The sequence below is a fragment of the Helicobacter rappini genome (assembly GCF_900198625.1).
Taxonomy (GTDB): domain Bacteria; phylum Campylobacterota; class Campylobacteria; order Campylobacterales; family Helicobacteraceae; genus Helicobacter_A; species Helicobacter_A rappini.
The window spans coordinates 37,278-51,031 of record NZ_FZPK01000035.1 but is presented as its reverse complement, the minus strand read 5'-3'; the positions used below and the strand labels follow the sequence as shown (position 1 = coordinate 51,031).

Annotated in this window: 16 protein-coding genes; 14 read left to right on the top strand and 2 right to left on the bottom strand. The window is 34.6% G+C overall.

The genetic code is table 11. The features are described from left to right. Positions 1–200: 200 nt before the first annotated feature. Both C6H17_RS12510 and C6H17_RS07445 read right to left on the bottom strand, forming a co-directional pair. Entirely contained in the window at positions 201–422 is a 222-nt protein-coding gene (locus tag C6H17_RS12510; protein ID WP_005218286.1) for a hypothetical protein, read from the bottom strand. Between the two features lie 223 nt (positions 423–645). After that, a complete protein-coding gene (locus tag C6H17_RS07445) occupies positions 646–1,182 on the bottom strand; it encodes a 50S ribosomal protein L25/general stress protein Ctc (RefSeq protein ID WP_005218284.1) in 537 nt (178 codons plus the stop codon). A gap of 221 nt (positions 1,183–1,403) precedes the next feature. Here C6H17_RS07445 and C6H17_RS07440 point away from each other — a divergent pair, with 221 nt between their 5' ends. From C6H17_RS07440 to trxA, 14 genes are all read left to right on the top strand, one after another. After that, the gene (locus tag C6H17_RS07440; protein ID WP_005218283.1) at positions 1,404–2,156 is read left to right on the top strand and encodes a HugZ family heme oxygenase; all 753 of its coding nucleotides are present in this window, start codon (positions 1,404–1,406) and stop codon (positions 2,154–2,156) included. Between the two features lie 521 nt (positions 2,157–2,677). Next, positions 2,678–3,019, top strand: coding sequence for a DUF485 domain-containing protein (locus C6H17_RS07435; RefSeq protein ID WP_005218282.1), 342 nt, complete (start codon positions 2,678–2,680; stop codon positions 3,017–3,019). Positions 3,020–3,476: 457 nt separating this feature from the next. Continuing rightward, the gene (locus C6H17_RS07430) at positions 3,477–5,087 is read left to right on the top strand and encodes a cation acetate symporter (protein ID WP_051355160.1); all 1,611 of its coding nucleotides are present in this window, start codon (positions 3,477–3,479) and stop codon (positions 5,085–5,087) included. Between the two features lie 179 nt (positions 5,088–5,266). Further along, on the top strand, positions 5,267–5,818 hold the full coding sequence (locus C6H17_RS07425; protein ID WP_005218280.1) for a flavin reductase family protein: 552 nt from the start codon (positions 5,267–5,269) through the stop codon (positions 5,816–5,818). 355 nt (positions 5,819–6,173) lie between these two features. After that, a complete protein-coding gene (gene efp, locus C6H17_RS07420) occupies positions 6,174–6,737 on the top strand; it encodes an elongation factor P (protein WP_004088911.1) in 564 nt (187 codons plus the stop codon). 3 nt (positions 6,738–6,740) lie between these two features. Continuing rightward, entirely contained in the window at positions 6,741–7,796 is a 1,056-nt protein-coding gene (locus C6H17_RS07415; protein ID WP_005218279.1) for an inositol monophosphatase family protein, read from the top strand. Position 7,797: 1 nt separating this feature from the next. After that, positions 7,798–8,667, top strand: coding sequence for an acetyl-CoA carboxylase, carboxyltransferase subunit beta (gene accD / locus C6H17_RS07410; protein WP_004088908.1), 870 nt, complete (start codon positions 7,798–7,800; stop codon positions 8,665–8,667). A gap of 22 nt (positions 8,668–8,689) precedes the next feature. Further along, positions 8,690–9,103 carry a 23S rRNA (pseudouridine(1915)-N(3))-methyltransferase RlmH gene (locus C6H17_RS07405; protein WP_020995885.1) on the top strand — a complete coding sequence of 138 codons (414 nt, stop codon included), beginning with the start codon at positions 8,690–8,692 and terminating at the stop codon, positions 9,101–9,103. Between the two features lie 12 nt (positions 9,104–9,115). Then, positions 9,116–9,484 carry a TraR/DksA C4-type zinc finger protein gene (locus C6H17_RS07400; protein ID WP_005218277.1) on the top strand — a complete coding sequence of 123 codons (369 nt, stop codon included), beginning with the start codon at positions 9,116–9,118 and terminating at the stop codon, positions 9,482–9,484. After that, positions 9,481–10,617, top strand: a complete 1,137-nt coding sequence (locus C6H17_RS07395) for a LapA family protein (protein WP_005218276.1) — start codon at positions 9,481–9,483, stop codon at positions 10,615–10,617. The genes C6H17_RS07400 and C6H17_RS07395 overlap by 4 nt, the downstream gene beginning before the upstream one ends. 115 nt (positions 10,618–10,732) lie before the next feature. After that, positions 10,733–11,329, top strand: a complete 597-nt coding sequence (locus C6H17_RS07390; RefSeq protein ID WP_005218275.1) for a peroxiredoxin — start codon at positions 10,733–10,735, stop codon at positions 11,327–11,329. Positions 11,330–11,524: 195 nt separating this feature from the next. Beyond that, entirely contained in the window at positions 11,525–12,259 is a 735-nt protein-coding gene (locus C6H17_RS07385) for a glycosyltransferase family 2 protein (protein ID WP_005218274.1), read from the top strand. Positions 12,260–12,439: 180 nt separating this feature from the next. Further along, positions 12,440–13,270, top strand: coding sequence for a shikimate dehydrogenase (locus tag C6H17_RS07380; protein ID WP_005218273.1), 831 nt, complete (start codon positions 12,440–12,442; stop codon positions 13,268–13,270). Positions 13,271–13,434: 164 nt separating this feature from the next. Further along, positions 13,435–13,752 carry a thioredoxin gene (gene trxA / locus C6H17_RS07375; RefSeq protein ID WP_004088886.1) on the top strand — a complete coding sequence of 106 codons (318 nt, stop codon included), beginning with the start codon at positions 13,435–13,437 and terminating at the stop codon, positions 13,750–13,752. The last annotated feature ends 2 nt before the right edge of the window (positions 13,753–13,754 follow it).

The window sequence follows — 13,754 nt, the reverse complement described above, 5'->3', positions numbered from 1 at the left end:
TCAACTTAGAGTAAATAAAGCGACTTGACAATGAAAAAATGTCGGTTAGAATTTTGGGGGGATTTGGATTTTATCTCGCTAAAAACCTCTCTAGCTACATCAAAAATATCCATTATTTTGTCCCCTTTTACCATAGAATCCTTGTTTTATTATAGCTTCTTCTATCAAAGAAGCGCGTAAATTAAGACTAGAATTTGTGCCTAAAAAACCAGCCTTACCCAATCAATACTTTGCAATGCCTTGCTTACTCTAGCCTTATCTTTTAAAATCACTATGCCATATCCCCTTCTATGCGGCAGAGATTCAAAATCTTTATACAGCTTCATGCTCGGCTTATTTTGAGAGTGAAAACAAGTGCTAGGCAAATACGCATTGCAAATGAGAGCATTTTTTATTCCTTGTGCTACTTGGAGTGCCACCATCGCTAAGGGAATAGACCTTAATATATTCCTTACAAGTTTTTTTTAGATTCCATATTAAATTACATAGATTCTAAAGTGATGACCAAGGGTCAAGAATAAGTTAAAAAGAGATATATCTGTGTCTGCACTTGCTTGTAGGTTGTAACCACATAAATGCAAACTACAATAGTAAGAGAGAGCCTTACTATATGTAAGGTAAGAGCGTATATTAGATAAGATTCTGTTACTTAGCTTTAATTACACCAACGATAGCAACTGATGGCTTCTCAATCACGCTAACACCAGCAATCTCTGGTAAATCACGCACAAGGATCGCATGTCCAACATCAAGACCACTCACATCAAGTGTATAATCATTTGGTAAAACCGCCGCATCGCATTTTACTGCAACTCTTTTGCGTGAGAATACAAGCACACCTTTGTTTTTCAAGCCAATAGGTGAGCCTGTAACTTTCACTGGCACTTTATATTTTGCCACACAACCCTTTGTTGCAAACATCATATCCACATGTAAAATATCACTTGTTACTGGGTCTTTTTGATACTCTTGCACAACAACATCATATACATTGCCATCGATTTTCACAGGAAAAATAAGTGTTTGCTTCGCACGCATGTATTTGATAAAATCATTGCGTTTAAACGCACAATGTATATTTTCCTTGCCTTTACCATAGATATTAGCAACTAGATAACCATCTCGCTTCAATGCTTTCGCATTTGTTTTGCCAATACTATCTCTAAGTTTGCCTTCTAACATAAATGTCCTTTTTGATAAAATAAAAGCTGACATTCTAGCATTTAATGCTAAATTTGTAAAGCATAACACCATAAAATATAGTAAAATCTTAGAATCTGTTGAGCTAATATGCAACATTACACAGCATAGATTCTTTTATGCAATACAAAATAAAAATATTTATCATTTTTATTTATTCTTGTGTTACTATGTAAAAATATTTTAAATTTTAGGAGATTTACATGAGTGTTACAAGTATTATAGAGCATATGAATAACCATCATTCAGCAGAATTGCTAGGCTTAGTAAAGCTTTATGGTGGCTTTGAGGCAAAGGTGGCAACACTAAGCGGGGTGAATGAATATGGCATGAAAATACAAGCAGATGGCAAAGAAGTCTTTGCGCCATTTCCTGCGAAAACTGAAGAGAAAGACTATAAAGATGCCATTATTAAACTTTGCATGGCAATCAGCAAAAAAGACGATCAGGTTGCAAGTGAGATAGAATCTTTTAAAGAAGAGTTTAATACGATTTTGCTTACTTCATTATCAAAGGATAATAAACCGCATATTAGCTACTCGCCGCTACTAAGATATGATGGAGAGTATTATTTATATGTGAGCGAAGTCGCAGCACATTGTCAAAATTTACGCACAAATCCTAATGCAGTCCAAGTTATGTTTATAGAAGATGAAAGCAAAACAAAAAGTATTTTAGCAAGAAAGCGTTTGACTTATGATGTAAGCGTAGAGTTTATGCCTAGAGATAGCCTATTTGATAAAGTGTATGATAGCTTTGAATCTCGTGTAGGAAAAGGTGGTGGTGTAGCCCAAGTCCGCTCGATGCAGGATTTTCATTTGGTAAAGATATGCTTCAAAGAAGGTCGCTTTGTAAAAGGCTTTGGTCAAGCATATAATATTGATTCTCATGGCAAGATAGGACATATCGGTGGTAATGGCGGTATGCCACATGCAATGCCACATAAGCATAAGTAAGGCTAACTTTTTAAACACTTGCTTTAAATGAAGTTATGTAGGATATTAGACACAATATCTTATTAACTCATATTTTCTCTCAAAAGATTCTATATGATTGTTATAGAATCTTTAAATGCTTTATTTATTCTAGAGTTTAGTATAAAGTCATATTTCACTTATTTTATCTTTATTAACACTTGTTTATAACTTTAAGTTTATATGTGATACACAAACGCAAAGAATCTTTTAACATTGTAAAAAAGTTACATTTTTAGCTATATCTCCCATATCTCTTATTTTTGCAAAAAATAGCCGTTTTTAGATAGTTTTTTGTAATATTATGTCTTAAAAAGTAACATAATTTTATGATTTAGGGCATTGCAGAATCCTTTTATTGCAAAATATAATTCCGTGTTTATTATAAAAAAAGTAATGTAGCAATTATTTTTGTATTTTTTTGCTTTTTATGTTACATTATAAATACATTTACTTACATATCTGGTTGTGAAAGTAAATATTCTGTGATATAAGGAGTTAGCATGGGTAAGGCAGTCGCTTCAAAAGAGGAAGTGAGAGCAAGATTCTATAAATTTGTGTCATTTCGCAATAAGTTTTCGCTTTATCTTTCTTTGATTATTCTTGTTTGTTATTACGCATTTATTGCTAGTGTTGGATTTTTCCCAGAAATTCTTGGATACAGGTTAGGTCCTAGTGCGATCAGTTTAGGCATTATCTTAGGTGTGTTTATCATTGTTTTATCGATTGTAAGCACAGGGATTTATACGCTATTTGCAAATAAATATTTTGATAAAGAGCAAGCTGAGGTGCTAGAAGAGATGGATCGTGTAGGTTTGGTTAAAGAAATGCAAAATGAGAAATAGTTGTGTTATGGAGTTTAGATTTTGTGCTTTAGATTCTAGATTCTCGCCTTTATGGGTGCATTTTACAAGATTTTAGATTTTAGTGATTGTTATATTGCAATGAAATCTAAAGGATTAGATTCTAATAGCTTAAGATAGCAAAATACTAAAGTTTTAGAATCTAGCCTCATTTAGATAAGCATAGAATTTAGAGTGTAAGTGAAAAATTTAGATTCTATAACATTGTCATATTGAGCGTAGCGAAATATCTAGCATAGAATCTCAACAAGATATTTCGTGCTTACGCACTCAATATGACAAGAATAGATTCTAAGTTTCAATACAGAATCTAATCGCAATAAAAGCGATGAAAGACATACAGAATCTAGCTCTATAAAGCAAAGCAGCTTTTAATAAGGAGAAAGTTATGAGTAAAAAAGGCATTTTATTTGGAATCATATTTAGCTATGGTTTATTTATGCAGTGTGTAGCAGCAGGTATTGATGTAGGTAATGTAGAAAAAGCCCCAATAAACTACATTGCTATCAGCATGTTTGTAGCATTTGTATTAGCAACGCTTGGCATTACTTATTATTCAAGTAAAAAATCACAATCAGCACAATCTTTCTATACCGCTGGTGGTAACATTACCGGTATGCAAAATGGCATCGCAATCGCTGGTGATTATATGAGTGCAGCAAGCTTTTTAGGTATTGTTGGACTTGTGTTTGTGAATGGCTTTGATGGACTGATTTATTCTATTGGATTCTTAGTTGGTTGGCCTATTGTGCTATTTCTAATCGCTGAAAAGTTTAGAAATCTTGGTAAATACACTTTCGCAGATATTATCGCCTATCGTTTAGAATCTAAAAAGGTGAGAACAATCTCAGCAATCTCTGCTTTAAGCGTTATCGTATTTTACTTAATCGCTCAAATGGTGGGGGCTGGTGGGCTTATACAAGTGCTTTTTGGTCTGCCTTATAGCACAGCTGTAATATTAGTTGGAATCTTAATGATATGCTATGTTACCTTCGGGGGAATGCACGCTACAACATGGGTGCAAATCATTAAAGCATGTTTGTTACTTGGTGGTGCAAGTTTTATGGCTATTATGGTTTTATATCTCACTGGCTTTAACTTGCAACATTATTTTGAAATGGCAATACAAAATCATGCAAAAGGTGAAGCCATAATGTCGCCCGGGACATTTCTACCTGATCCTGTATCTGCTATCTCTCTTGGTTTAGCATTAATGTTTGGGACTGCTGGATTACCACATATTCTTATGCGATTTTTCACGGTTAAAGACGCAAAAGAAGCAAGAAAGTCAGTCTTCTTTGCTACCGGACTTATAGGCTATTTTTATATACTTACCTTTATCATTGGGTTTGGAGCTATTGCTTTATTAATCGGGAATCCAGAATTTATCGTTGATGGTAAATTCAGTGTTGCTGCAAACATGGAAGCCGTCGCATTGTCTAAAGTGCTAGGTGGTAATGTGCTTTATGGTTTCATTTCAGCGGTGGCATTTGCTACAATTTTGGCAGTTGTAGCGGGACTTGCTATTTCAGGGGCAAGTGCGATTAGCCACGATTTATTTGTAAATGTTATAAAAGATGGTAAATGCGATCCAAAGCTTGAAATGCGCGTTACAAAAGCTTCGACTATTGGACTTGGCGTGTTGGCTATACTGCTTGGGATTGTGTTTCAAGGGCAAAATGTAGCCTTTACCGTTGGACTTGCATTTGCTATTGCTGCAAGTGTGAATTTTCCTATTATCTTGCTTTGCATTTATTGGAAAAATCTCACAACAAATGGTGTGCTTTATGGTGGTTTAATCGGGCTTTTATCAGTGTTATTACTCGTGCTATTTAGCCCTAGCGTATGGGTTGATGTCTTGCATTTTGAAGAGGCAATTTTCCCATATAAGCACCCTGCTATCTTTAGTATGCCTATCGCATTTTTATCAATCATTATTATCTCTAAGTTAGATTCTAGCGAGAGGTCAATCATTGATAAGCAAGGCTTTAAAGCACAAGACTTTAGAGCTCAAACAGGCATTGGTATAAGTGAAGCTGTGGCACATTAGAATCTGTTAGTCTAAATTTTACAACATAAGATTCTAAACCAAACTTACCTGTAAAGATTCTTTACTAACTAGCTATATTTCTATCTAAAGAAGAGTTGAAAAATAGCTAGTTTTTTGCTACACTTGTGCGGAATTATCTCATAATCTACTTATCATAAACTCGCCATATAAGGATTATAATGTTGCTTGATATTTCCACCTCAACACCCCTTGCAAACTATAAGATTCTAAGCAATTCTATCACACCACGACCCATTGCATGGATAAGCACAAAGAGTAATGCCGACATAATAAACCTTGCACCATTTAGCTTTTTTGCACCGCTTTGTGCTACACCCATGATATTTGGTATAAGCATTATGAATAAGAGTAATGGCGATATGAAAGATACCTTGCTGAATGCAAAACTCACAAAAAAGGCGACAATATGCACGGTGCAGCCCGACTTCTTAGAATCAATGCAGCAAACAAGCACAGAATTGCCTTATAATATAAGTGAAGCATCAACCTATAAAATTCCAACAATAGAGATTGCAAAGGATTATCCGCCATGTGTTGATGGTGTGAAAGTCGCATTTTTCTGTGATTTTAAGGATATTTTGCAGTTTAGCCAAACTTGTTCTACTTTGATTTTACAAGCACAAAAAGTTTTTATTCATGATGAATTATATAGCGAATCTCTAAACTTTTCCCTGCAAAATGTTGGTCGCTGTGGCAAGGGATTTATATAAAACTATATATTAAAATATTGCTTGTTGCAAATAAATACACCTTAAACCCTTGTGTCAAATATAGAGGTTTTCTCGCATTGTTTCTGTATCCTAGATCTTAATATAAATTTAAAATATTGCATATAAATCATTCTGTGTTAAAGATTTTCTAGGTATTGAAACAATGGAATATTGTGGTAAAAATGTCATCATACAAACTACACAATAACTAAAAATATGACTATAAACACAGCGTATCGCAATTTCAATAGTCAATGTATCGCACATATATTTCATTCTAAATTTTGCAGTTTTTATGTTTTTATTATACATAAATGAGTAAAATACCAAAATATTTTTTAATAGAAGGATAGCAATGACAATTGAAATGGGCGATCTTAAAAAAGGTTTGAAAATCGAAATCGATGGAATCCCTTATAGAATCACAGAGTATCAGCATGTAAAGCCGGGTAAAGGTCCTGCGTTTGTGCGTGTGAAAATCAAAAGTTTTTTAGATGGCAAGGTAATTGAAAAAACTTTTCATGCAGGTGATAAATGTGAAACGCCAAATATTATTGAAAAAGGTATGCAATATCTCTATCATGATGGTGAGCTGTATCAATTTATGGATAATGAAACTTATGAGCAGGTGGGTTTGAGTGAAGAGCAAGTTGGCGATAGTGCAAAATGGCTTTTAGATAGCATGAATGTGAGTGTATTGCTTTATAATGACAAGGCAATATCGGTTAATGTCCCACAAATAGTTGAGCTAAAGATAGTAGAAACTCCGCCAAATTTTAAAGGCGATACTTCAAGTGCGGGTAAAAAACCAGCGACTTTAGAGACAGGTGCGGTGGTGCAGATTCCATTCCATGTATTAGAGGGTGAGACAATAAGAGTGAATACAGAGACAGGTGAGTATATAGAAAAGGTTAAATAGGTTATGAATCTCTCACTAGATACTTTGCTTCCTTTGTTGCAACGAGATTTTTTTATGCGAGTTGTGCTTGCAAGTGTGGAGGTTATACGCCTTTTACATACGCAAGATTCAATATTGCATGAGAGTTTTGGCGTTGGTGCGGGTGGCGATCGTAGTAGTGGGGCGGATTTACTTGCAGAATCTATATTTTCTAAGTTTTTGTTGCCACATTATCATATTGATTCTGAAGAAAGCGGATTATTAAAAGGCGATAGTAATGCAAAAGGCACAATTGTGCTAGACCCGCTTGATGGCAGTAGTAACTTTAAGTCAAATATTCCATATTTTGGTGCGAGTGTAGCCTTGTGTGATGAGAATGGTAGAGTGCGTGAGGCTTGTGTGGTGAATTATATCTCATGTGAGATAGCCTATCTTAATGATGATTTATTAGCTCTTACAAAAATGCCTTGTATTTTTAGTTTGCAGACTTTTATTGCAGATTTGCAACCAGAATATATTGTATATGCAAGCACTGCAAAAAAGCCAACTTCTATGCACTCATGCTATATACCATGTAATTTTACAAGGCTTTTGCAAAATAGCAATACCGCAAAAAAAGATGTCTTTATAGCAAATGCGTGTGATGCGATTAGAGAATCTGCACAATATCTTCCAGCATTTGATACAAACTTTTTACATGCAATGTTTGCTAGTCAAATACTAATCTTTAGACCGCAAAAAGTTATCACAGAAAAGCTTGAATGTGGCATATTTGAAAAGGCTATGCAGCATGCTAAATGGGCGTCTTTTTTAGCAGAAAGCGGTTTGAAATTCCGCAGTCTTGGGGCTATTGCCCTAAGTCTTGCATTTAGCTTTCGCTATTTGTTTGTGCTTTTGCCAACGCAGGTTAGAAAATATGATGGTATGGCAGGATTCTATCTAGCTCAAAATCAAATCATTTGTGGCAATTTAGAATCTTATCATAAGGCTATACCAGCACTAAAGGAATGCAAGGAAGTGATTTCTCATATTTTAATTACAACAGATTTAGATATTGTTGATAAATTTAAAGGAAGGTAAAATGGGTTTTTCAGATTTTTTTAAAAACTTTAAACGAGAAGATTCTAGAGATAGAAAAGATGCAGCCCAACACTGGACAAAATGTCCCAGCTGCGGTGCGGTTATGTATAATAAAGAAGTGATTGAGAGTTCTTATGTATGTTCAAAATGTTCCCATCATTTTAGAATCAACGCACAAGATAGACTGAATCTTATTTGTGATTCTGATACTTTTATTGAATATGACAATGATTTAGCTCCAAACGATCCGCTTGCATTTGTGGATAAAAAAAGCTATACAAAAAGAATTGAAGAGGGCTTTGCAAAGACAAAGAGAAAAAGTGCGGTTATATCAGGGGAAGCCCTTATACATGGCAAAGAAGCACAGATTGTAATCTTTGATTTTTCATTTATGGGTGGTAGCTTAGGCAGTGTTGAGGGTGAAAAGATTGTAAGGGCAATCAATCGTGCTATTAGCAAAAAGCAAGGCTTAATCATTGTATCTACAAGTGGTGGAGCTAGAATGCAAGAATCTACCTATTCACTCATGCAAATGGCAAAAACTTCAGCGGCATTAGGCAAACTTGCTGAAGCAAAACTACCTTATATCTCTGTGCTAACTGACCCTACTTTCGGGGGTGTTTCAGCGTCATTTGCATTTTTAGGGGATATAATCATTGCAGAACCGGGTGCTATGATAGGCTTTGCAGGGGCAAGAGTTATTAAGCAAACAATTGGCACAGATTTACCAGAGGGCTTTCAAACTGCAGAGTTTTTGCTTGAACATGGATTAATAGATATGATTGTATCGCGTAAAGATTTGAAGCATACTTTAAGCGATCTTATTAAAATGCTTGTGCCTTATGAAAATACATATATATACAATTCATAAAAATGAAATGCTAGGGGATATAATGCAGTATTATAGCAAGGCTTGCAAGGGATTTGGTGCGACACTAAGCTTTTTTAATCTCTTTAACAAAAAGATTCAAGAAGCACAAAAGCAAGATTCTAATATCGCAAAGCAAAGCTATACAATGGCATTTTCTAAATACCTTGATAAGCAAAGCGTTTTACTTGATGCAGAGGGAGAAAAACTTACTTCAATAGGATTTAGTCGCATGATAGAATCTTATAGCACACAAAGTGGCATTATAAAATTTTTTATTGCAGGGGCATTTGGCTTTGAAAAAGAAGTATTAGAACAGCATAAAACAATCAGTCTAAGCACACTAACTTTTAGCCATGAAATCGCAAAAATTGTGCTTGTAGAACAGATTTATCGCTCACTGAGTATTATCAATAAACACCCATACCATAAGCTTTAGTAAGGAAAAAGAATGCGTGATGAAGATTTGTTATCATTGAGACAAACATTAGAAAAACGATTAGAATATTTAGATGGATTAAGCTTAAACTTACATAAAAGCTTACAAGAGATGAGTGCGTTAAAACTCAATGAAAATGCAGATATTATCTCTACACAATCACAACTGCGATTTGATGATTCCATGTTAGAACGCAATCAAAAAGAGATGAAAGAAATCAGTGCGTCTCTTGCGAAGTTTGATGATGGAATCTATGGCATTTGTGAAATGTGTGAAGATGAAATTGGCATTGAGAGATTGCAGGCAAAACCGCATGCAAGATTCTGTATTAATTGTCGCGAGATTTATGAAAAAAGCGAAAAGCAAAAGGAGAGAACATGAAGATTCGATATTTTTTTAGTTTTGCATTATTGTTTTTAGTGCTTGTTGGTGCTTATACATTCTATATTAGCACAGATTATTATACACTTCAAAATACGCTTTTAGTGGAGTTTAGTATAACTTTGCCTGTTGCATTATGGATATGTTTGCCTGCAGTATTTTTATTTGTGCTTGCCTTGCTTTTTATGGGCTTTGCATCACTTGTGCAAAAATTTAAAAGCATGACTTTGCATAGAGATATTGAGAAGCTTTTCACACAGATTCAAGAACAAATGTTAGGGAATCCTGTAAGAGAGAGAGTATTTTCAAACACAGAGTTAAAGACACTTTCAAAGACTTTGCAGAGATTTATTTTATTGCCCGATACAAAATCACATAGCACAAACTATGAAAAGATAGATTCTATATTTAATAGCTTTAAAGAAATAGAAGATGGCAAAAATGATCCTAAAATACGCTTAAATCCAAGCCACCCACTCTATAATCTCAATGCAAAAAATGCGATTAAAGATGATTCTCAAAAAGCATTTGATACACTGAAACAAGACTTTAATAAAGATTTTATGGGGCAGAATCTTTATACACAAAACAGCACACAAGCAATTTATGATAAGGCATGGGAAGTTTTACTGAATGGGCAACAAAAAGTCTTGCAGAAGGCATTGAATCTAGATAAAAATCATCTCACATACACTACACTTCTAGGGCTTGTGAAAACATGTGCGAAAGGTAATATTAGCATACAAAAAGATGTGATAATACAAACATGCAAAAAGGTAAGCATGAATGAGAGAGAATATCTAGGATTAGCCATTGCTATATGTGAATTATTACGACAAGATAATATTAATTTCTGGCTTAGTGTCTTTGAAACTTTAAGCAAAGAAGTAGAACAAAGCGTATTAGCCTACTTTTATATCTTGCTTGAGGTCGGCAAAACAAGCGAGGCAATGGATTTAAAACAGCAATATCCAAAAGATGACTTCCTGCCTGTGAGTGCATTTAGCACATTAAAAGAAAAAGGCTATCCATTACTTGTATTCTTTGACCCGCTTTTATATCGAGCAAGAAAGCAAGAAAAAGTGCCAACAGAAAATGTAGCTATGAAGCAAATAGATTATGTGAATCATTAGAATCTAGTCGTATGTTTTTTGTAGAGTTCAAGTGCATTTTTATTAAACAAAATTTGCTAGAATACAAGCGATAATAATTATTTGTTATCGTTTAATATTTTTTTAAGGAGACATTATGTTAGTAACAAGAAAAGCCCCAGATTTTACTGCTCCAGCTGTATTAGCAAATGGTAGCATTGTAAATGATTTTGAATTAAGTAAAAATTTAGGCAAAAATGGTGCAGTCCTATTTTTCTGGCCCAAAGACTTTACTTTTGTATGCCCTAGTGAAATCATCGCTATGGATAAGAGAGTGAAAGCTTTTAATGAACGCGGTGTGAATGTAATCGGTGTATCTATTGACTCTGATGTTGTGCATTTTGCATGGAGAAACACACCGGTAAATGAGGGTGGTATAGGACAAGTTAGCTTCCCTATGGTATCTGATATTACAAAGCAGATTTCAAGAGATTATGATGTGCTATTTGGCGGTGCGGTTGCATTACGCGGTAGCTTTATCATTGATGAGAATCAAATCGTGCGACATGCAACAATCAATGACTTGCCACTTGGTAGAAATATGGACGAATATTTGCGTTTAGTTGATGCGATTTTATTCCATAAAGAACACGGCGAAGTATGTCCTGCTGGCTGGCAAAAAGGTGATAAAGGTATGAAAGCTACAACTGAAGGTGTTAAAGAATATCTTTCACAAAATAGCGCTAAACTTTAATCTAAGCATTTTTCAAACCATTCCCATCTAAGCAGAATGGCTCAAGTCTATCACAAGATTTGAGTCTTTTGTCTTTCTCACAATACATATATTTATCCCTATCGTAAGTTTTTCTCGTCTATTTTTGATATACTTTCTCTTTAGAATCTTATATTAGGATTAGTCTATATTTAAACCATCTTAAAGGAAATACAAATGAATATTGTTATCCCTATGGCTGGGCTTGGTTCTCGCTTTGCAAAGGCTGGATTTATAAATCCAAAACCGCTCATTGATGTAATGGGTAAGCCAATGATTGTGCGTGTTTTAGAGAATCTTTATTATCCAAATGCAAACTATATTCTCATCGCACGAAATGAATATCTAGCAAAGACACAACAGGTTATACAAGAGTTACTGCCCAATATGAATGTAAAACTTATTGGTATAGATAAGCTTACAGAAGGCAGTGTTTGCACGATTTTATATGCACATAGATATGTGAATAACGATACACCACTACTCATTGCAAACACCGATCAAATCATAGAGCACAATATCGCTGATTTTATTAATGATTGTAAGCAAAGAGAGCTTTGTGGCTCTATACTCACTTTTGAGGACAAAGAGAAAAATCCAAAATGGTCATTTGCAAAAATACAAAATAATTTAGTTGTAGAAGTGAAAGAAAAAGTAACTATCTCCACACATGCTACCGTTGGGATTTATCTTTTTATGCGCGGAAAGTTGTTTGTTGATGGTGCGATTGATATGATTATAGCAAATGAACGCGTTAATAATGAGTTTTATACTTGTCCTGTTTATAATTACGCAATAAAATCTGGTGCAAAAATCGGAATCTATAATATAGAATCTAACGCCATGCATGGTATTGGCACACCCGAAGATCTAGCCTTGTATGAAGAGTATTGTAAAAATAAGATGCCTTGAGATACAATGCATATTTATATTCAATACCTTAAACTTTGCTGACAGATTCATTAGCCTAGGTATAGCGAAGTTGCCTTTCATACTGCTTGGTTTTATCATTTTTTTAAATAGATTCTATATTATGTTTATGCTATAACTTCTTTTGTTATACAATACATAATCTTAAATTATGGAGATTCTATGCAAAACACACAACAACTAAAACTTCTAGCTGTCATTGGTAATCCCATCAAGCATTCATTATCGCCACTTATGCATAATTATGCCTTGCAAAAGTTAGGGCTAAACTCATTTTATACGCGCTTTTGTCTTCCACAAGATATAGATTCTAGCCATTTGGCTGATTTTATTCTATCGAGTGATTTAGCAGGTGTGAATGTTACTCTGCCTTTTAAAGAGACATGTTTTAGGGCATTAGATAGCATTCAAGGTATTGCAAATGAGATTTGTGCAGTCAATACAATTGTGCGTAAAGATTATAAGTTAATAGGATACAACACTGATGCAGAGGGATTTTACCATGCGATAAAAAGTCATAATCCAAAGCATGTTTTATTGCTTGGTGCAGGTGGCAGTGCAAGAAGTATTGCGACCATTTTATTTAGAAATAATATCAATCTTACAATTGCTAATCGCAGCACAGAGAAACTCGCATATTTTAGCCAATTTGGCGAAACTCTAAGTTTTGCTGATTTAGGGGGCAAGACAGAGTGCTATGATATTATAGTGAATGCAACAAGTGCTAGTGTTAAGGGTGTGTTGCCCATGCAAGAAGAGATTTTAATTCCCTTATTGCAGCAAAGCAGGCTTGCCTATGATTTAATGTATCAAGCTGGCGATACGCCATTTTGTGCTTTAGCAAAGCGTTATACACAAGCCCTAGATGGTAAAGCAATGCTTGTGTATCAAGGTGCTCTAGCTCTAATGTATTTTCATGATATGGAGATACAAGACATGCAATTTATGCATATAGCAAAGATTATGGCGGAAGCCTTGAAAGTGAGTTTATAATAGAGCTTAAATGAGAATCTTTACCTTTTATATTGATAGGACTAAGAGAGATAAAATAAATATCCATGAAATATACAATATTTATATTAAAACGCTACAATGTAACACCGCTTTATTTTGAGTAAATATGCGGTTGTAATTTATGTTAATTTAAGGAGCATATTATGGGACAATATATTGAGTTAAATCAAAGTAATTTTGCAGAAGTAACACAAAATGGCATTTCTCTTGTGGATTTTTGGGCGCCTTGGTGTGGTCCATGCCGCATGTTAGCACCAGTCATTGATGAATTAGCAGCAGATTTTGCTGGTCGTGCAAATATTTGTAAAGTCAATACAGATGAAGAGGAAGCGTTGAGCGCACAATTTGGAATCCGCAGTATTCCAACCATTATATTTATGAAAAATGGTGAGATAGTAGATCAAGTCATTGGTGCTACTACAAAGGCAGTCCTTGCGGATAAACTTAACGCTTTGTTGTAATA